At 61.7% G+C, this 19287-nt stretch carries 15 protein-coding genes; 14 read left to right on the forward strand and 1 reads right to left on the reverse strand.

From position 1 onward, the window contains the following. Positions 1–259: 259 nt before the first annotated feature. The 14 genes from J8C01_RS05865 (at position 260) to J8C01_RS05930 (ending at position 17134) form a co-directional block, all read left to right on the forward strand. Complete coding sequence (locus J8C01_RS05865; RefSeq protein ID WP_211431308.1) at positions 260–3961, forward strand: TonB-dependent receptor; 3702 nt, start codon at positions 260–262, stop codon at positions 3959–3961. A gap of 257 nt (positions 3962–4218) precedes the next feature. After that, on the forward strand, positions 4219–6255 hold the full coding sequence (locus tag J8C01_RS05870) for a S9 family peptidase (RefSeq protein WP_211431309.1): 2037 nt from the start codon (positions 4219–4221) through the stop codon (positions 6253–6255). 11 nt (positions 6256–6266) lie between these two features. Beyond that, positions 6267–7634 carry a methylenetetrahydrofolate--tRNA-(uracil(54)-C(5))-methyltransferase (FADH(2)-oxidizing) TrmFO gene (trmFO, locus tag J8C01_RS05875; protein ID WP_211431310.1) on the forward strand — a complete coding sequence of 456 codons (1368 nt, stop codon included), beginning with the start codon at positions 6267–6269 and terminating at the stop codon, positions 7632–7634. Next, positions 7631–8584, forward strand: a complete 954-nt coding sequence (locus J8C01_RS05880) for a VWA domain-containing protein (RefSeq protein ID WP_211431311.1) — start codon at positions 7631–7633, stop codon at positions 8582–8584. Before trmFO ends, J8C01_RS05880 begins: the two co-directional genes overlap by 4 nt. A gap of 240 nt (positions 8585–8824) precedes the next feature. After that, positions 8825–9055, forward strand: a complete 231-nt coding sequence (locus J8C01_RS05885; protein ID WP_014099701.1) for a hypothetical protein — start codon at positions 8825–8827, stop codon at positions 9053–9055. After that, positions 9052–9630 (forward strand): NUDIX hydrolase, encoded by a 579-nt coding sequence (locus J8C01_RS05890; protein WP_211431312.1) that lies wholly within the window; start codon positions 9052–9054, stop codon positions 9628–9630. The genes J8C01_RS05885 and J8C01_RS05890 overlap by 4 nt, the downstream gene beginning before the upstream one ends. A gap of 4 nt (positions 9631–9634) precedes the next feature. Beyond that, complete coding sequence (locus tag J8C01_RS05895; RefSeq protein WP_014099703.1) at positions 9635–10426, forward strand: glycosyltransferase family 2 protein; 792 nt, start codon at positions 9635–9637, stop codon at positions 10424–10426. Next, positions 10404–10832 carry a diacylglycerol kinase gene (locus J8C01_RS05900; RefSeq protein ID WP_211431313.1) on the forward strand — a complete coding sequence of 143 codons (429 nt, stop codon included), beginning with the start codon at positions 10404–10406 and terminating at the stop codon, positions 10830–10832. The genes J8C01_RS05895 and J8C01_RS05900 overlap by 23 nt, the downstream gene beginning before the upstream one ends. Positions 10833–10856: 24 nt before the next feature. Beyond that, a complete protein-coding gene (gene waaC, locus J8C01_RS05905) occupies positions 10857–11891 on the forward strand; it encodes a lipopolysaccharide heptosyltransferase I (RefSeq protein ID WP_211431314.1) in 1035 nt (344 codons plus the stop codon). A 125-nt stretch (positions 11892–12016) separates the two neighbouring features. After that, positions 12017–12367: a histidine triad nucleotide-binding protein gene (locus tag J8C01_RS05910; protein ID WP_014099706.1), complete on the forward strand. Its 351-nt coding sequence runs from the start codon at positions 12017–12019 to the stop codon at positions 12365–12367. Between the two features lie 91 nt (positions 12368–12458). Next, positions 12459–13451: a serine/threonine-protein kinase gene (locus J8C01_RS05915; protein WP_211431315.1), complete on the forward strand. Its 993-nt coding sequence runs from the start codon at positions 12459–12461 to the stop codon at positions 13449–13451. Positions 13452–13648: 197 nt separating this feature from the next. After that, positions 13649–14365 carry an OmpA family protein gene (locus J8C01_RS05920; protein WP_211431316.1) on the forward strand — a complete coding sequence of 239 codons (717 nt, stop codon included), beginning with the start codon at positions 13649–13651 and terminating at the stop codon, positions 14363–14365. A gap of 399 nt (positions 14366–14764) precedes the next feature. Next, positions 14765–16294: a M91 family zinc metallopeptidase gene (locus J8C01_RS05925; RefSeq protein ID WP_211431317.1), complete on the forward strand. Its 1530-nt coding sequence runs from the start codon at positions 14765–14767 to the stop codon at positions 16292–16294. A gap of 228 nt (positions 16295–16522) precedes the next feature. Continuing rightward, a complete protein-coding gene (locus tag J8C01_RS05930; protein WP_211431318.1) occupies positions 16523–17134 on the forward strand; it encodes a hypothetical protein in 612 nt (203 codons plus the stop codon). A 141-nt stretch (positions 17135–17275) separates the two neighbouring features. Here the strand turns inward: J8C01_RS05930 and J8C01_RS05935 are convergent, their stop codons facing one another. Then, positions 17276–19285, reverse strand: a complete 2010-nt coding sequence (locus J8C01_RS05935) for an FHA domain-containing protein (protein WP_211431319.1) — start codon at positions 19283–19285, stop codon at positions 17276–17278. Between the last annotated feature and the right edge of the window lie 2 nt (positions 19286–19287).

A 19287-nucleotide genomic window follows, 5' to 3' on the forward strand; every position in this document is an offset into this window, starting at 1 on the left:
GCTTTTTCCTTCATCCGGTTTCATGATGAAGGCTTGTGCAGTTATTGGCCGAACGGAGGGCACAGGCTGAAACCGGTCTTTGAAATTTCTCTCTGAAATTGCCTGAAACTCATTCCGTGAAAAGCCCAACCGGGCTGAAAGATCATGCTCTGCCCGGTTTGCCCTGTTCTGTCAAAAAAACAGCTTTAGCATCAAAAGACAAAAACAAACAGTTTGGTAAAGCTTTCTGCCCGAAACCGTTTCTGTATGGGAGGAAACCATGAAGAAAAACGGCATCTTCTGGGGCTTTGTCGTCGGCTTTATGGGCTGGCTGACAGCATTGGGCTGGGCACAAACAACCGGTACGATCAGTGGCGTCATCAGGGACCCCAGCAATGCCCGGGTGGCCGGGGCGAAAGTCACCGTGACGCTTCAGGGAACACAAATCACGCGCGTCACGACTTCAAGTGAGGATGGAACATTCGAGCTGCCGTCACTCCCGATTGGAACCTACCGGCTGGTGGTCACTGCCGAAGGGTTCAAGCAGTACGAGCAGACGAATCTGGAAGTCAGCCTGGGGCGTGTCAACAGTGTCACGGTCAAGCTGGAGATTGGGGAAACCAGTGAAGTTGTCCAGGTCAAGGCCAGTGGGACACCCTTGATTGAAACCGAAAGCACGCAGCTTGGCGCTTCGGTCAATAGCCGCGCTGTCGTCAACCTGCCGCTGAATACCCGCGATACCTATCAATTTCTACAGCTTCAGCCAGGGGTTCAGTCACAGCTTGGATCAGACCTTTTTACCGGGAGTGACCAGGCTGGTGTTGTGTCCGTCAATGGTGGACGTGGAAGGTCAAACAATTTCAGTGTCAATGGTGGTGAAGCCAATGATCTCTATGTCAATCTGCCGGCTATTCAGCCTTCACCAGACGCCATTGAGGAATTTCGTGTCCTGACAAACAATTTCGATGCCGAGTACGGCCGCAACTCCGGTTCGGTTATCAACGTTGTCACGAAGTCCGGGAGTGATCAATTCCGTGGCAATGTCTTTGAGTTTTTCCGAAACCGTGCGCTCAATGCGCGCAACTTTTTCAATCTGGAAAAGCCCGCCTATAACCAGCATATTTTTGGCGGCACGTTCGGCGGGCCCATCCAGCGTGGCAGGACGTACTTTTTCACTTCCTACGAGGGGCGACGCATCCGCCAGGGCATCCCGTCGGATGTGGTGCCCGTGCCGACGGCGGCCGAACGGTTGGGGGACTTCAGCGCCGGGCCGATCTTTACCGGCTTTATTGCTGATGCGACCGTCGCTGCCGTGCTCAATGCGCGTCCCGGCTGCGCCGCCGCTGTGGCTGCGGCCGGAGGCGCGCCCATCACGGCCGGCGCGGCCTATGCCGATATTTTTCCCGGTAACCGTATTCCCAGCGCATGTTTTGACCGGACGGCCAATGATTTGCTCCAGCAGTTCGTGCCGCTCCCAAACCTGGGTGATGGCTTTTTTCAGGCCAATCCGGTGGCCCGCCGCCGTGGAGACCAGGGGCTTTTGCGTCTTGACCACCGTCTGACAGACCGGCAGCAACTGAGCGCCTTCGTGTTTTACTCGGACAGCTTTGCGCTGGAGCCGTTTGCGCGGGTGGCTGATTCCGGCGCCAACCTGCCCGGCTTTGGCAACGTCAGCAATGCCCGGATTGCCCAGATCAACCTCTCCCATACCTGGACAGGCACGAACACCATCAATGAGGCGCGGGCAGTGTACTTCCGTCAGAACCTGTTTCGGCTCAACAGTCCCGAACGTTCCAACCTTGTGAATGCTTCGTGCCGTGATGTGCCCCCGGAACTGTGCTTCTCCGACCCGAACAACCCCCGGCTGGGGATTATCGTCGGCGTCGGGACGCCGCATGAGGGCGTGCCGTGGATTGGTCTCGAAGGCGGTTTCTCGATTGGCAACAACTACCAGGGGGAAATCCCGCAGGTCGTCAATACCTACCAGCTCACCAACAACCTGACCCGTATCTGGGGCAGCCACACGGCCAAGTTCGGGGTGGACGTGCGGCAGCAGCGTTACCTGATGACCAACTTCGGCGCGCTCAACGGTCAGTTCAGCTTTTTTGGAGGCGGGCCGAACAACATCGGGTACACGAATCTGGTGCCCAACTACCTGCTGGGCCTGGTGGATTCGTACTACCAGACCGGTGCGCAGACTTCGCACTTCTACAGCAACGCGGTCTATCTCTTTGCCCAGGACAGTTGGAAGATCACGCCAAACGTCACGCTCAACTACGGCCTGCGCTGGGAACTGAACACCCCGGCGGCGGACCGCTTCCGCCGGGTGCAGTCCTTTCGGGCCGGCCTGGCCAGTACGCAGTTTCCCTGCCGGCTTGATCCCGACAATCCGCTCGTCGGTGTTTTTGGGTCCCAGGACTGTAGCCCGACAGGCCTCGCCCGCGCCGTTTTTCCCTTGGGTCTGGGGATTCCGGGCGACGAGGGCGTACCGGATGGGCTGTTCCGAACCTACTACCGGGCTTTTGCGCCGCGCCTTGGGCTGGCCTGGAGTCCGCCCTGGCAGAGCGGCTGGCTGGCGAAGCTGACCGGCGGCCCCGGCAACAGCAGTGTACGGGCCGGCTGGGGGATGTTTTACAACGGGCCCATCGAGGGGCTTATCCTGGCCCAGCTCGTGCCCCAGCCACCCTTTGGCATCAGCTCAAACATCACCAACACGTTTCTCAGTACGCCTTTTCTGCGCCAGGACGGAACCATTGTGCCGAACCCCTCCAATGGGATTCTCAATCCACGGCGGGGCGATCCGGTGGACTACTCCGTTTTCCGTCCCATCCTGTTGTATGGACAGTTGCCGGCGGAACTTCGTCCGCAGTACTCCGTGCAGTACAGCCTGACGCTCCAGCGCAAGCTCCGGGATGACCTGTTGGTGCAGGTTGGCTATGTGGGCACCCAGGGCCACCGGCTGTTGCTGACGCGGGACATCAACTTTGGCAATCCCCAGACCTGTCTCGACCTGAACCGGATTCTGGGTCCCGGCACGTGCGGACCGTTCGGAGCTGACAACGAATACTTCGTGCCGGCTGGGGCCATTCCGGCGGGTGTGACCCTGCATCTGCCCTACGGGCCCCAGCGTACCGTGACCGGGCCGAACAATCCGGCCATCCGGCTGGTAGGGTTGCGGCCATTTTCCTCGCCTTTCTGCAATCCCCTGACCGGTGAGGGTTGCCCGCCCGATGGTGTGCCGGTCTTTGCCAGCCTGTTTGAGCGGCAGACGGCCGGCAACTCGAACTACCATTCGCTACAGGTGCTGGTGGACAAACGCTTCGAGGAAAAAGGCATTCAGATTCAGGCGGCCTACACGTGGAGCAAGTCCATTGACAATGCTTCGAGCTTCGAGAACATCGTCAACCCCATCAATCCGCGGCTGAGTCGTTCACTGTCCCTGTTTGACGCCCGTCATCGCCTGGTGGTGACGTTCGACTACCGGTTGCCCAAGGTGACTGGCCGGCGCTGGCTCGGCGGTATCCTCAACAACTGGGCCGTAAGCGGCATTGCCGTCTATCAGACGGGTTTTCCGATTCGCATCACCTCGTCGGATGACCTGGAGCTGATGAACAGCTTTGACTTCGAGCTGCCGGGACAGCCGGACCTGGTGGGGCGGTTTCGGACCTTCGACCCCCGGCGCAACAACCTCTACTTTTTTGATCCAGCCGCTTTCGCGCCCCAGGAACTGGGGACGATTGGGAATGCGCCACGAACCATCTGTTGTGGTCCGAGCATCCACAACTACGATGTCACCCTGCGCAAGAACATCCCTATCAATGAACGGCTGCGCGTCGAGTTTCGCGGTGAGTTCTACAACGTCTTCAACCAGACCCAGTTTCTGAATCCGCGTGGCAACATCACGGAAGGGGAAAATTTCGGGCGGGTGACGCGCGCCCGTGATCCCCGGCAGATTCAGTTTGCCCTCAAGCTGTTCTTCTGACAGGCAGGAACCGGGCCGCACCTCTGGCGTTTCGTCACGGGGGCGGCCCGTTGCCACCGGGACGGTTGGCAGGTGTGGGAAAGTGGAACCAGAAGCCGGGCCAGTGCCGACACCTGCGGCCGGGACGCCGGTGGTAGCGATACGTCATCCGGCTGGAGTATCTTTACTGTATTTGCCTGGCGCGTCCGGCAGCAGTACGTTGCCGGCGGTCGCCCGGCCTTACTTTCTTCAAAGGGCAATCACGCAGAAAACGATTCATGTTCACCCCGAAGCCGTTTCTCACCGTTTTCCTGGTTCTGAGCTTAACCTTCAGCCTGTCAGGTCTGGCACCGGCCCAGGAAGCGCCGGCCACGACCCCCCGCCGGCTCGACAAAGGGACGTTCATGGAAATGGAGTCGGTGACAAATCCGGCCATTTCCCCGGACGGGCGGCAGATTGTGTTTACCCGTACTTTTGTGGACAAGATGACCGACCGCTACCGTTCCACCCTGTGGATTGTGGAGCGCGATGGCTCACGCGCCCGCGAGCTGACCGGACAGACCTACAGCGCCCGTCAGCCGGTGTGGGCGCCGGACAGCAAGCGGTTGGCCTTTGTGGCGGAACGGGACGGGAGTGCACAGATTCACGTCCTGACGCCCGAAACCGGCGATCTCGTGCAACTGACCCGCGTCGAGCAGGAGCCATCCGATCTGCGGTGGTCGCCGGATGGAAAACAACTGCTGTTTTCGATGCTTGTTCCCGATACCGATTCCCCCCTGCCCATCAAGCTGCCGGAAGCGCCCAAGGGGGCGCAGTGGGCCAAGCCCGCCCTGGTCATTGACCGCATGGTGTGGGCCGTGGATGGGCAGGGACAGATTCCCCGTGCCAAACGGCAGGTGTTTGTGCTGGATGCGCGGCTGGGTGGGACGCCACAGCGCATCACGGACGGGAAGTACAGCTACGATGACCCGGAGTGGTCGCCCGATGGCCGGCAGGTGTATGTGTCCGCCATCCGGCGGGATGACTGGGAGTTTGCCCGGGGTGACAGTGAAATCTATGTCATCAACCTGGCCACCCAGGAAATCCGGCCGCTGACCGACCGGCGTGGACGCGACGCCCAGCCGAAGGTTTCCCCGGATGGCAAACGCATTGCCTACGTGGGGTATGACCACCAGAAGCTGACCTATCACATTTCCAGCCTCTACCTGATGAACGCCGATGGCAGCGAGTCCCGGCTGTGGGCGGGCGATCTGCCCAGTTCCCCGACGCAGGTCACGTGGGCGCGGGATGGCAGCGGGGTGTATTTCCTCGTGGAGGAGCGCGGCACGGCACAGCTTTACTTTGCTCCGGTGAACGGAAAAGCCCGCCGGATCACCGAGGGGACGCACGTCCTGAGCAGTTTTTCGCTGGCAGATAACGGGCAGGTGGCGGCCATCCGGTCGAGCTTCCGGGAGCCGGGAAACCTGGTGACGTTTCCGGTGTCCCGGCCCGGCGAAGTGCAGGTGCTGGTGGATGTCAATGCGGACGTGCTCGCCGGCCTGGTGCTGGGCGAGGCCGAGGAACTGCGCTTCAGGTCATCCGACGGGCTGGAGATTCAGGGCTGGCTCATCAAACCGGCGGACTTCGATCCGGCGAAGAAATATCCCATGGTGCTGTGGATTCACGGCGGGCCGTGGTCCATGTACTCGGTGGCCTTCAACTGGGCGTTTCAGAACTTTGCCGCCGAAGGCTATGCCGTGCTCTACACCAACCCGCGTGGTTCGACCGGCTATGGGCAGGCATTTGTCAACGGCATTCAGTATGCCTATCCGGGGAAGGACTACGACGATCTCATGGCCGGGGTGGATGCGGCTTTGGCCAGGGGCTTCATTGACGGACGCAACATGTTTGTCTGCGGCGGCTCCGGGGGCGGAGTGCTGACGGCGTGGATTGTCGGGCACACCGACCGGTTTGCCGCCGCCGCCGCCATGCGTCCGGTGATCAACTGGCATTCCTTTGTGGGAACGACCGATGCTCCGGTGACGTGGTATGACCAGTTTGAGAAGTACCCGTGGGAAGACCCGCAGGCGTTTGCCGTCCGGTCGCCGCTGAGCTACGTCGCCAGAGTGACGACGCCCACAATGCTGCTGACCGGCGAAGCCGATTTGCGGACGCCCATCGGGCAGACCGAGGAATACTACCGGGCGCTGAAAATGCTGGGGAAACCGACGCTGCTGGTGCGGGTTCCTGACGAATTCCACGGCTTTCGGCGGCCGTCACATCAACTGGCCCAGCAGCTTTACCTGCAGGCGTGGTTTGGGAAATACCGGCGCTGAACGGGGGGACAATGCAGAACAACGTGGTGACGGTGATTGGTGGCGGGTTGGCCGGATGTGAAGCTGCCTGGCAGTGCGCGGAACAGGGCGTGCCGGTGCGGCTTTATGAAATGCGGCCGGTCAGGCAGACACCGGCGCACACGACGGACCGCCTGGCGGAGATTGTCTGCAGCAACTCGTTCAAGTCGGATGAAGTCAACACCGCGCCGCACCTGCTCAAGGAAGAACTGCGGCGGGCGCGTTCTTTGCTCATCGCCATTGCCGAGGCGACGCGCGTGCCGGCTGGGGCGGCGCTGGCCATTGACCGGGAACGGTTTGCGGCTGAGGTCACAGCGCGGATTGCCGCACATCCCCGGATTACGGTCATCCGGGAGGAAGTCACGCGGATTCCGCCGGAAGGTGTGGTCATCATTGCCACGGGGCCGCTGACCTCAGACGCCCTGGCGGCTGAGATTCAAACTCTGGCCGGGGCGGAACGGTTGTACTTCTACGACGCCATTGCGCCGGTGGTGGATGCCGAAACCATCAACTACGAAGTGGTGTTTCGTGCGGCCCGCTACGGGAAAGGCGGGGATGACTACCTGAACTGTCCGCTGAACAAGGAGCAGTACGAGGCTTTCGTGGATGCCCTGCTGGCAGCCGAGTGCGTTGCACCCAAGGCATTTGAGGCCGACAAGGCGCAGTATTTTGAGGCCTGCCTGCCGATTGACGTGGCCGTACGTCGGGGGCGGGACACCCTGCGGTTCGGGCCGATGAAGCCGGTGGGCCTGCGCGATCCGCGTACCGGCAGGGAGCCGTACGCCGTGGTGCAACTGCGCCAGGAAAACCTCATGGCCGACAGTTACAGTCTGGTGGGCTTTCAGAACTCGGTGAAGTGGGGGGCGCAAAAGGCCCTGCTGCGGATGATTCCGGGGCTGGAACAGGCGGAGTTTCTGAAATTTGGCCAGGTTCACCGCAACACTTACGTGAACGGCCCGAAACTGCTGACGCCGACACTTCAGGTCAAACACGAGCCACGGCTGTTTTTTGCCGGGCAGATTTCGGGCGTCGAAGGGTACGTGGAATCGCTGGCGACGGGGCTGGTGGCGGGTCGGTGGGCGGCGGCGCTGGTGCAGGGAAAGCCGCTGCTGCCTGTTCCACGGGCATCGGCCATCGGGAGTCTGCTCAACTACGTGGCCCACTGCGAAAACAACGATTACCAACCGGTCAACATCACCTTTGCCCTGCTGCCGCCGCTGGCGGAGGACGAAGCCAGGGTGTATCGGCGGCGGCCGGAGCGGCGGGCGCGGCAGATTGCGTTGGCGCTGGAGGCCTTTGAGGGGTGGCTCAGGGCGATGGATGCCGGACGGCCGTCCTCCCTGGCCGGTGAAGCAGCATGAAGCGAACGTGGCAGGCGTGGTGGTGGAGCGCGGTCTGGCTGTTGGTGGTCAGTAGTCTGTCAGTTGCCGCCCAGGTGGTGCCCGTGCCGGCCGATACCCTGCCGGGACGCACCGGTGAGACGGCGGCCGATGTCGTCATCCGGGCGGACTATGTGACGGTGCTGACCTCGGTCAACAGCACGACCGGTCTGCCGGTGCAGAATCTGAGCGATACCGACTTCGAGATTTATGAGGATGGCAAGTTGCAGATCATCAGCCGGGTGGGACGGCAGGAGGAGCAGCCGCTGCGCCTGGCACTGTTGCTCGACATCAGCGCCAGCGTCCGCAACCGGTTGAAGTTTGAGCAGGAGGCGGCGCTGGATTTTTTCCGGCGCGTGCTGCGCCCCCAGGACCGGGCGGCGTTTTATGCTTTCAATCACGATGTCTATCTGCGTCAGGACCTGACCTCCAGCCTGAGTGCGCTGGAAACGGCCGTGCGGGGGTTGGAGGCGCGGGGGGCAACGGCGCTGTACGATGCGATTTTCATTGCAGCGCGCCGCCTGGAGCGTGAACCCGGACGGCGGGTGATCGTCGTGGTCTCTGACGGACAGAACACGGTCAGCCGGGTGACGCGCGAGCGGGCGCTGGAGGAAGTCAACCGGACGGACGCCATCATCTTCGGCATCTGTCCCATCATTCGGACGGAATATGACGACTTTCTTCCGCCGCCGGACAATGACTTCGACCTTCTGTGCCGGCAGACGGGCGGGCGGGTCTTTATGGTGACGAGTCTCTCTGAGTTGACGACGGGCTTTGCCCAGCTTGAAGCCGAGCTGCGGGCGCAGTATGTACTGAGCTATTACTCCTCAAATGACGCGCGGGATGGCCGGTTTCGCCGCATCGAGGTGCGCGTCAAGCGGCCGGGTGTCACGGTACGCGCGCGGAGCGGCTACTATGCGCCAACCCAGTAGAGGACGGCTCCAGGTGTGACGGTTCGGGTTGTGACGGCGTGGTGTGCCGGAACAACTGTGAAATTCCCTCACCAAGCCCGGCCAAAATTGACTTGGCTGTGGTTCTTTGCATACGATGCGTTCGCTTTTTCACTGCATTTTGAAAACTTGGGGCAGAGGCCATAATGGCAGGCGATTGCGACTGGCAGGTTGCCTCTTGTTCGGGTTTGAGGAATTCCTTGTTGAGCCGGAGGTGGGGTGATGAAACGCGACAATTCGTATTTGCAAGAGGCAACGAATCGTCTGAGCCATATTCTGCGCGAAGTGGTGTGGGAGTCCCCCCGGGTTCGGTCGGAGTTGCATAACCTGCGGGCTGAAGGTCATGAGGTGACGATGATTGTCGAAGTGTCACTGGCCTTTCGTACGCGGCAGGACGGCTCACGGGCCCTGGCGGCGACAGCAAACCAGACGGCGAACCAATCTGAACGATGAACATTCGCCCGTGGCACAAGCTGCCCCCGGAACCGCTGGCGGATGCCAAAGTATTTACGCTTTACCGCGAGCGGGCCTGTCCGCCGGAAGCGGACGGCAATGAGGCGGCGGCGCGGGATTTCTATGTCATTCACACTCCGGACTGGGTCAATGTGATTCCCGTGACGCCGGACGGTGAAGTGGTGCTGGTGGAGCAGTACCGCCACGGAATTCATCAGGTGACACTTGAAATTCCGGGCGGGATGGTGGATGCCACCGATGAGACGCCTGCGGCAGCGGCAGCCCGTGAACTCGAAGAAGAAACCGGCTATGTGGCGGAGACCATCGAGCTACTGGGCTACTGCCATCCCAACCCAGCCATTCAGAACAACCGATGCTACAGCTTTGTGGCGCGCGGGGCGCGCAAGCTCAGGCCGACACGCTTTGACGGCAATGAGTCGCTGGCGGTGCGGCTCGTGCCGCTGGAGACCATCCCGACGCTCATCACGACTGGGCAGATTACGCACGCTCTGGTCATTGTGGCTTTTCACCGGCTGAGCCTGGTGAATCCAATCCTTCCCAACGTTTCAGGATGACTTCATGCCCGGCAGGTTGTCCGTTGTCATTCCGGTCTATAACGAGCGCCGTACCCTGCGTGAGCTGATTGCCCGGGTGCAGGCTGTCCGGTTGCCGCTCGAAAAAGAAATCATCTGTGTGGATGACTGTTCGACCGATGGCACGACTGACATTCTGCGGGAGTTGGCCGCAACACAGCCGAATCTCCGGGCATTGTTTCAGCCGGTCAACCGTGGCAAGGGCGCAGCGCTCCGCGAAGGCTTCCGGCAGGCGACCGGGGATTACGTGATTGTCCAGGATGCTGACCTGGAATACGACCCGGAAGACTACCCGCAGATGCTGGCACCGCTGCTGGAGGGCAAGGCGGATGTCGTGTTTGGCTCGCGGTTTATGGGCGGGCGTCCGCACCGGGTGCTGTATTTCTGGCATTCGGTTGGCAATCGCCTGTTGACGTTGCTCTCAAACATGGTTTCGGACCTGAACCTGACGGACATGGAAACCTGCTACAAGGCCTTTCGGCGGGAGGTCATTCAGTCCATTGTGCTGGAGCAGGATCGGTTTGGGTTTGAGCCGGAGATTACCATCAAGGTCGCGCGGCGGCGGCTGCGGGTGTATGAGGTTGGGATCAGCTACTATGGGCGCACCTATGAAGAGGGCAAGAAGATTGGCTGGAAGGATGGGATTCAGGCGCTCTGGTGTATTGCCAAGTATGGGCTGACCGTTCCGCGGGTGCCGTTGCCGCTGCCGCCGGCGGAAGCCGCAGCCTACGGTTCACATCCTGCTCCGCAGACGGATGAAACCACCACCCTCCGGTGATGCGCCACCGGCACGCGCCCGGCTGGAGGGCCCCCGGTTGTGGGCGTCCTTTGGTTATGCCTGGGCGGGACTGGTGCGTACGTGGCAGTCGCAGCCCAATTTTCGCATTGAGTGCACGATTGGCGGGCTGGCGTTGGCGTTGGCCTGGTGGTTGGAGGCCGGGCTGGTGCCGGTGTTGGTGATGTCGGCGCTGGTGTTGTCGCTGGAGGTGGTCAACAGCGCGATTGAAGCCGTGGTGGACCTGGCTTGCCCGGAGTTTCATCCGTTGGCGAAGGTGGCGAAGGACGCGGCGGCCGGGGCGACGCTGCTGGCGGCGGTGTTTTCGGTGCTGGTGGGGTTGGTGGTGCTGGGGGTGCCGTTGTGGGGGAAGGTGCGTGCGGCGTGGGATTTTCTGACATCCGTCTGATAACGCAATAATCATCTGGCTGGTGTGCACTTTTTGATCGTCAAACTGAGCAGCATTGGGGATGTCGTGCATGCCATGCCGGCGGTGGCGGCCCTGCGCCGGGCGTTTCCCACGGCCCGGCTGACGTGGGTGGTCGAGCGCGTGGCCGCGCCGTTGCTGCTGGGCGCGCCCGGTCTGGATGAGGTCATCGTTCTGGACACCCGCGGCTGGCGGCGGCAGTGGTACCGGCGGGAAGTGTTCCGTCAGGCGGCTGACTGTCTGGCCCGGCTTCGCCGGTATCCGGTGGATGTGGCGCTGGATTTTCAGGGGCTGATGAAATCGGCTGCCGTGGCGTGGTATTCCCGGGCCCGGCGGCGGATTGGCTTTGCAACGGACGCCCTGCGTGAACCGCCGGGCCGGCTGGCTTACACGGAACAGGTCACAGTTTCACCTTCTGAGCATGTGATTCGGGCGAATCTGCGTCTGGTGGAGGCGTTGGGCGTTGCGCCGCCGGAAACCTACGAGTTCTGGCTGCCGCCGCTGGAGGACGAAGCTGCCTATGTGGCCGGACAGTTGTCCCGGCATGGCATCACCGGACGCTTTGCGCTGCTCAATCCGGGTGGCGGGTGGGTGACAAAGCGGTGGCCGGCGGCCAACTTTGGGCATCTGGCGGAGTTGCTTTGGAGGCAGCATGGACTGGCCAGCGTTGTGACGTACGGGCCGGGTGAAGCGTCACTGGTTGAGCAGGTTCAGGCCGTGGTGCGGGAGGCGCCGGTGGTGTCCTTTCCGACGAACCTGCGGGAGTATCTGGCGCTGGCCCAGCGGGCGACGGTGTTCGTTGGGGGGGACACGGGGCCGCTGCATTTGGCAGCCGCCGTTGGGACGCCGATTGTCGGTCTGTATGGGCCAACGTCCGCTGAACGGAACGGCCCGTTTGCGGCGGCCGACAAGGTGGTTGGTCTCGATGTGGCATGTCGTACGGACTGCTATCGCCGTACCTGTCAGCAGCATATCTGCATGGACATTGCGATTTCCCTGGTGGCACAGGCCGTTGGAGACCGCCTCCGCGCCCTGTCCTGATAGGGGCAAGTCCGGTGGGAGATTTTTGTTTTTGGGTGACTGGCCTGTGTTACGATGCGTGCCAAAGGCAGGCTGTTTGGTGCGGATACAGAAACGTCAGGAAATGACGTTCGGGAAGGGGTGACATGGCTGAAGCAGACAACATCTTTCTCAGGATTGCCCGTGGTGAAGCTCCGGCTGACATTGTTTATGATGACGAGCAATGTGTGGCTTTCCGGGATATTCATCCGCAGGCACCGACCCACATTCTCATCATTCCACGGACGCCGATGGAGTCTCTCAACGAGGCTTCCCAGAGTGATGAAGCTGTTTTGGGGCATTTGTTGCGGATGGCGGCCAAAATCGCCAACAAGGTCGGTATTGCTGAAACCGGCTACCGGATAGTCATCAATACAGGGCCCGATGCCGGGCAATCGGTGTTTCAGCTTCACGTACATCTTCTGGGGGGGCGTCCGCTGGCCTGGCCGCCCGGCTGAAGTGACAACGTGGGGTTTGTCATAGGGTTTTTCTGTTTGTTGGCAAACCATGAAAACCTGTCCTCGATGTGGGCGAGTGTGGACAGACACGATGCGTTTCTGTCCCCTGGATGGCGCGGAACTACCACAGGTGCGCACAACTTCCGCCACCCCGGTTGCCCGCCGGATTACCCGTGAGGAGCCACGGGTTGAGTCACCGTTTGCCGGTCAGGACCCCCTGATTGGCCAGGTGCTGGAAGGGAAGTACCACATTCAATCCAGGATTGGCCAGGGGGCAACTGGGGCGATTTACCGTGCCGAGCGCATCAACATTGGCGATGCCGTGGCCGTCAAGGTGCTCAAGCCGGAGTTGGCGGAGGACTATGCGGCTTCGGAGCGCTTTCGCCGTGAGGCGCTGGCGCTGGGGCGCATCCGGCATCCGAATGTCATTGCCATTTATGACTACTTCGAGCAGCCACGCCAGGGGGATCGCCCGGCGTCCATCTTTCTGGTCATGGAGTTGCTGTCGGGCAAGACCCTGCGCGACATTCTTCGTCAGGAGCATGTGCTGGACATTCGCCGGACCGTACGCCTGATGGTGCAGATTTGCGCGGCGCTGCACGTGGCCCATGAGCGGAATGTGATCCACCGCGACCTGAAACCGGAAAACATCATGGTCGAGCAGTACAATCGTCAGCAGGAGATGGCCAAGGTCATTGATTTTGGGCTGGCGCGGCTGCGGATGACCGGCAAGCTCATCAAGACTCTGACGGAGCGGGGGCGGGTGGCTGGGACGCCGTACTACATGGCGCCGGAGCAGTGGATGGACCGTCCACTTGATGCCCGGACGGATGTGTATGCGCTGGGCATCATCTGCTACGAAATGCTCACCGGGCGGGTGCCGTTCCATGCGGATACGGTCATGCAACTGGCCAACAAGCATGTCAAAGCGCCACCCCAGCCGCCGATTGAGCTGCGGCGGGAACTGCCCCTTGGAATTTCGCAGGCGATTCTGCGGGCGCTGGCCAAGCAGCCGCAGGAACGGCCGTCCACGACCTTGGAGTTGGCTGATGCCCTGCAACGGGGGCTGCTTGGTGCTGCGTGAGTTTGGTACTGGGGGAATTTTCCGTGGGCCCGTGGGCAACACTCCCGTGGGCAGCAACCTAAAAAGCGTTTCGGTTTTCCCAACCGGGCATGATAGTCTCCGGCTGAATTTTTGCTGAGGCCTGAAGGCATCAGATAAATCTGGTGAGGTCGGTGTCCAATGTGGGTATCGTCCACGACTTCCTGAAGGAGTGACGCATGACGAGAAGATGGGGATTACTGTGCATGCTAGCTGCCGCGGCCGTGGTTTTTGGCCCAGCTTGTGCCACCAAAAAGTATGTTCGCACGACAATCGATGAGCGGGTTGCCCCGCTTGAAGGGCGTACGGAGGAGTTGGAGCAGTCCGTGGCGCGCAACACTTCGGCGATTCGGGACCTGGACACCCGCCTGTCGGCGCGAATTGATACGGTCAGTGCCCGGGCTGAAGAAGCCAACGCCCGCGCGCAGGCGGCCGAACGCAAGGCTGAGGAAGCACAACTGGGTGTCGAGCGTACAAACGCGCGCTTGACGGAAACAGCGCGTGCTGTTGACGACTTCATTGAAGTGCGAACGGTGTCGGTGTACTTCCAGACCAATCGGTATGATCTCAGCCCGGAGGCCAAGGCGGAACTGGATGCGCTGGCTGAGATCGCCAAGTCGCGCCGGGGCATTCGGATTGAGCTTTCCGGCTTTGCTGACCGGCGTGGCAGCGAGGCAAAGAATCTGACCTTGACGGAAAACCGGGCCAAGGCTGTCAAGCTGTACCTGTACAACGTGCACAAGATTGAGCCGTGGCGGATTGAGTACATCGGGGCGGGCAAGATCAACGACAACGCCCGGACGCCGGAGGAACTTCAGCGCAACCGCCGGGTGGATGTGCGCCTGTTGGCGAACCGGGTGGTGACGGAGGCGGAAGGAGGCAACCCCGGGCCATAGTTGAGAAGCGCCCTTGGTTACAGCGATTGGTAGCCGCCGCTGGCTTGGGGTGCCAGAGCTGGACAGTTTCTGGTTGATTGGCACTGGGAGGGCAACCGACCACTTTGGCCGGGTTGCCCTCTTGGCTTTTGGGGCGTGTGGTGCTTGGTGTTGCAGGTAACAGGGCTTCGGGGGTGGTGCAGGTGTTTGATGGTGGATACTGGAGACGTGATTCTGATAACAAAACAGCAGTGGATGAAACCTGTTGTCCACTGGTTTTAGCGGTTTGGAAAAAAGCAGGTTGAAAAAATGGAAAAAATTTTGACGCTGGGTGGCAACGTTTCAGGAACGTTACCGATAACTGAAGGTGAGACAAGTTTTTGATGCTAACCTTTGTTTCGGAGGCACTATTTGAAAGCCATGCGAGTCGCAGCCAAGTCAACCCCGTCGGTCAACCCGGCATCCACCGCGTCCATTCCCCACAAACTGGATTTGCGTTCAGCCGTTGCTCGGCCGTCGCCATCCACACCGGTCAGCTTTGGCAAACTCAACGATCTGCAAACCCTTGGGCAGAACCTCAAGGCGCGTCTGACGCAGGCCATGGGGCGACAGGTCACGGGTCAGCCGTCAACGGCAGTGGCCACGAGTGGCTTTTCACGGGAAGCGACCGTGACCCGCGTCAACGGCCAGGTGGTCATTGATACCGGAGACGGCGACGACCAGATTCGGGTGACACAGGATGCACGCACGGGCGATGTGACTGTGTCGGTCAACGGCGAGTCGCGGACGTTCACCGGGAGTGATCGCAACAACCTCGTGATTCGGGCCGGGGCCGGCAATGATGTGATTCAGGTTGATCCGGGCGTGACGGTCAACCTGCGGCTCTTTGGCGGAGATGGCGATGATGTCATCACCGGCGGCAGCGGCCACGACCGGATTGATGGTGGTGCGGGCAATGACCGCATCAATGGGGGTGCCGGCAACGACTATATCTATGGCGGCGATGGCAACGACACGCTCCAGGGCGGTGACGGCAACGACACGATCTATGGCGGCCGGGGCAATGACCTCATTTATGGCAATGCCGGCAATGACTACCTGGAAGGCGGCGAAGGCAACGACACCATATACGGCGGTGAAGGCAATGATGTCATTTCCGGCGGGCTGGGCGATGATCGGCTGTTTGGCGGCGCTGGGGACGATGCCATCTATGCCGGGCAGGGGAAAGACAATATCAGCGGCGGCAGCGGCAACAACAAGCTGTATGTCCAGGCGGATGACACGGTACGGACGGCTCCGCGCGGCAGCCGCAACCAGGTGGTGACAGTGGAGCTGACGGGCAACCCGGGTGAGCTGGGAGTGATCGTGCGTGGTTCGGATGAGTTCCGGCAGCGCGTGATGGACGATCTGGAAATGCTCCGCTCATCGCCGGCGGGGCGGCAGATGCTGGCCAGCTTTGATGCCGCGCGTCAGCGGGATCGCGTCACCGTGACGATTGAGGAAATCACCGAGGACAACGGCTTTGCCTCGCGCTCACGCGGCTCCAATCCCTTTCTCGATCCGGCTACCGGACGCCGTGGCACGCCGACCAATGCGACCATTGGTTACAACCCGACCTTTGCGCCGACTTTTGAGTTTGCCGATGGCACGGCTGCCTATACGCCGCCGTCTGTGGTGCTGTATCACGAAATGGCGCATGCCTATGACTACACACACGGAACCCTGCGCCCCGGCACCTACCAGGGCGTGGATACAGCCGACCGTGGGCGCGTGCCGAACCTGGAGCGGGTGGCCGTCGGTGTGCCGCTCGACCATGACAACGATCCCCGGACGCCTGAACAGCTTGACAACGCCAACCATCCCTACGCGCTGACGGAGAACGGCATCCGGGAGGAAATGAACCTCCAGTTGCGGCGGAGTTACATGCTGGCCCGGCTTTCCGGTTTCTGAGCCGCTTTACGCTCCGGGGATACAACCGCTACTCTGGAAGACTCCCGCCGCAGGTTTCGGTCCGGGAGTCTTTCGCTTTTGGGGACTGACGTTGAGGGCAACCTTATGCGGGGACGACTGATCGGGGGGCTGGTGGTGGTGTTGTGGCTGGGTTGTTGGGGGAAAACGCCGCTGCCTTCCCAAACTCCACGCCATAACGAAAAGAGGGCTGTCCGGGAAACCACTGCCATGGAATCGTTGTTTGTCGTGCATGTCGAGCAGGATGGGCTGCGTTGTGATCTGCGGGGGGATGTGTTGAAGGCAGGGGTTCACGACGGCATCACCTATCCGTGTGATCATCTGGTTGTGACCTACACGCTGGAAAACCGGGCTGCGGTTCCCTGCTATGTATTCAACCGGGGACACTCAAATGCACGTTCAACGCTGGGCTACGTTGAACAGCGCCCCGATGGAGTGGTGGAGCTGAGCCAGAAAGCCTGTCTGCCGCCGCCGGACTGTCCGCCGACCTATGCGCCGGTGTTGCCGCGCGTTTCGGTGCTCAAGCCGGGTGAACGGCAGACCGAAAGCGTTTATTTCGAGCTGCCGCTCAAGGCGCACACACCGTTTGATTTCTGCTTTTCGGAATCAGAAATGGCGCCGCTCGCCGGGTCACAGATGGAGTTCCGGCTGGGCTACCTCCGGGCGGACGAAGCCGGGGGGGAGGATGGCGTGCCGATGCCGGCACAGGTACGGGAAAACGACACGCTGCCGGCGGCGTTGGCCCGGCGACAACGTTTTTTGTCGAGCGGGCTACAGGCGCTGCCGTCCGGGGCGGTGCGCCCGGTTGCGCCCTGGTCTTAGCCCTGCAGGAAAAAACCGCTTTGGCCGGTTGTCAGCAGCGCAGGTTGCGCCTGGCGCAGGGCTTCACCGCGTGGCGCGCCGCGCTGGAGACAGGCATAAAAGTCCTGCATCAGCGTCGAGAGATTTCTTTGGGAAATGGCGTCAGACGCCGGCCGGTTGCGCCGGGCGCGGTTCGCCGACCAGTCGCCCGGTGGACTGGGGCGTACCGGGCTGCGGTTGGGGGGAAACGGCCGGCAGCAGAATGGTGAAGCAGGTGCCGACGCCAACCTGGCTGGTGCAGCGCAGGCTGCCGTGGTGGGCCTCGACAATCCGGCGGCAGATTTCCAGCCCCAGACCCGTGCCGTGTTCGCCTTTGGTGGTGAAGAACGGCTCCCAGATACGCGGCAGGAGGTCAGGCGGGATGCCATGCCCGTTGTCAGTGACGTGAATGACCGCCATGCCCTGTTCCAGCCCAAGGGTGATGTCTATGGCGCCGCTGCCGGGCGGCGTGGCATCCACGGCGTTACGGATGAGGTTGATGAGGACCTGCTCGATCTTGGCCTCATTGACCACAGCGCAGGGATCGGCCTGCACCTGGAACGTGACGGTGCGCTGTTTGAGTTCGGTATCCACGCAGATGAGCGACAAAAGCCGTTCGAGCATGGGGCGGAGGGCGCGGTGCTCGAAGGCATACTGGGCCGGGGCATTGCGGGCAAAGAGCCGGATTTCCTCGACCAACTCCAGGGCCCGGCGCTGCCCGTGCAGGGCAAGGTCAGTCAGCCGCAGCACGTCCGGGTCATGGGGGTACTTCAGTCGGATGAGTTCGACGCCGCTGATGAGGGCAAGCCGGTTGCGCAGTTCGTGGGAAATCGAGGCGCACATCTTGCCCATCGTCGCCAGCCGGTCAGCCTGCACGAGCAGGTCCTGGGTGGCGCGGAGTTCGCGGATGAGGTGGAGGTTGTCCAGCATCAACCCGGCCGTACGGGCCGTGGCCATGACGAATTCCAGGTCTTCACTTTCAAAGGCGCCCGGATGGTGTTCGTTGGAAAAGTAGCCTACCCCCCAGAAGTGCTTTCCCGAAGCAATGGGGACGGCGAGAATGGCGCGGGTGCTTGTCAGGGCCAGGCTCTGGGTGGTGGCAAAGCGCTCGTCGGACCGCACATCGCTGCTCAGGCAGCCGACCCGGTCGCGCTGTACCCGGGCCAGGATACTCCGGCTCGGACGCCCCTGCCCGTGTGTTCCGGCGACTTCGAGTTGCTGGGTCCGGCGGTTGCCAACCAGAACGATGCCGTAATCGAGCGGCAGGGCGGCAAAGAGCGCTGTTAGCCAGGCTTCGGCCAGCGCCGGCACACTGGACTGGGCCATGAGCTGGTGGGTGATGTCACAGAGGCTGGTCAGCCGCCGCAGCATCCTGGCATTGAGGTTGGCGGCGGTCGCCATGAGTTCCGGGTTGAGAAAGCGCGTCTGGCGCTCGTCCAGCACCAGCGTCGTATCCGGGGCGGTTTCTTCGGTCAGGGCCTCATCGGTGCCGAAAACCGTCTTGGGCTGACAGGCACTGACGAATCTGAGCCGCACGGCCGCCGGGCGGGAAATGGTGATGGTGTCGCCACTGCTGAGGGTGGCTTCGCGGATGGATTGCCCGTTGACGAACGTGCCGCCAATGCTGTTGAGGTCGCGTATCTGGTAGCGGCCATCGGGCTGCTGGATGATTTCGGCATGGTAGCGGGAAACGCTCGCGCTTTTGAGCATGAGGCTGCAATCGGCATTGCGCCCGATGGTGAACCTGCCTTCGCCCAGCACAAGACGCTGCACCTGTCCCTGCTCCGGGTAGGACAGCAGCAAAGGGGTCAGCGCGGGTTGGGTCAGGTAGAGCAGGCGGATGCCGCCGACTTTGCCCAGCGTGATCTCGTCCCCGTCGGCCAGGGTGGCTTCGGACACCGGCTCGCCGTTGACCAGCGTGCCGCCACTGCTGTGGAGGTCGCGGAGCAGAATGTCGCCGGTATCCGGGCGGATGATTTCCGCGTGGTGGCGGGAGACGGCCGCATGCCGCAGCGGCAGGTGATGGCTGCTGTGCCGTCCCATGGTGAAGGGAAAGCGGGTGACTTCAACGGGATATGGCGGCAGGTCAGTGTTGAGAACCCAGAGGAGAGGGACAGGGGTGGGAGCGGCCATGC

Source organism: Chloracidobacterium sp. D (assembly GCF_018304685.1).
Classification (GTDB): Bacteria; Acidobacteriota; Blastocatellia; order Chloracidobacteriales; family Chloracidobacteriaceae; genus Chloracidobacterium; species Chloracidobacterium thermophilum.

Coding starts and splice junctions, on each gene's coding strand:
- J8C01_RS05880 (WP_211431311.1), top strand. CDS start 7,631: ATGAAGCGAACGTGGCAGGCGTGGTGGTGGAGCGCGGTCTGGCTGTTG.
- J8C01_RS05885 (WP_014099701.1), top strand. CDS start 8,825: ATGAAACGCGACAATTCGTATTTGCAAGAGGCAACGAATCGTCTGAGC.
- J8C01_RS05915 (WP_211431315.1), top strand. CDS start 12,459: ATGCGTTTCTGTCCCCTGGATGGCGCGGAACTACCACAGGTGCGCACA.
- J8C01_RS05925 (WP_211431317.1), top strand. CDS start 14,765: ATGCGAGTCGCAGCCAAGTCAACCCCGTCGGTCAACCCGGCATCCACC.
- J8C01_RS05900 (WP_211431313.1), top strand. CDS start 10,404: ATGAAACCACCACCCTCCGGTGATGCGCCACCGGCACGCGCCCGGCTG.
- J8C01_RS05895 (WP_014099703.1), top strand. CDS start 9,635: ATGCCCGGCAGGTTGTCCGTTGTCATTCCGGTCTATAACGAGCGCCGT.
- J8C01_RS05890 (WP_211431312.1), top strand. CDS start 9,052: ATGAACATTCGCCCGTGGCACAAGCTGCCCCCGGAACCGCTGGCGGAT.
- J8C01_RS05930 (WP_211431318.1), top strand. CDS start 16,523: ATGGAATCGTTGTTTGTCGTGCATGTCGAGCAGGATGGGCTGCGTTGT.
- J8C01_RS05865 (WP_211431308.1), top strand. CDS start 260: ATGAAGAAAAACGGCATCTTCTGGGGCTTTGTCGTCGGCTTTATGGGC.
- trmFO (WP_211431310.1), top strand. CDS start 6,267: ATGCAGAACAACGTGGTGACGGTGATTGGTGGCGGGTTGGCCGGATGT.
- J8C01_RS05935 (WP_211431319.1), bottom strand. CDS start 19,285: ATGGCCGCTCCCACCCCTGTCCCTCTCCTCTGGGTTCTCAACACTGAC.
- J8C01_RS05910 (WP_014099706.1), top strand. CDS start 12,017: ATGGCTGAAGCAGACAACATCTTTCTCAGGATTGCCCGTGGTGAAGCT.
- J8C01_RS05920 (WP_211431316.1), top strand. CDS start 13,649: ATGACGAGAAGATGGGGATTACTGTGCATGCTAGCTGCCGCGGCCGTG.
- J8C01_RS05870 (WP_211431309.1), top strand. CDS start 4,219: ATGTTCACCCCGAAGCCGTTTCTCACCGTTTTCCTGGTTCTGAGCTTA.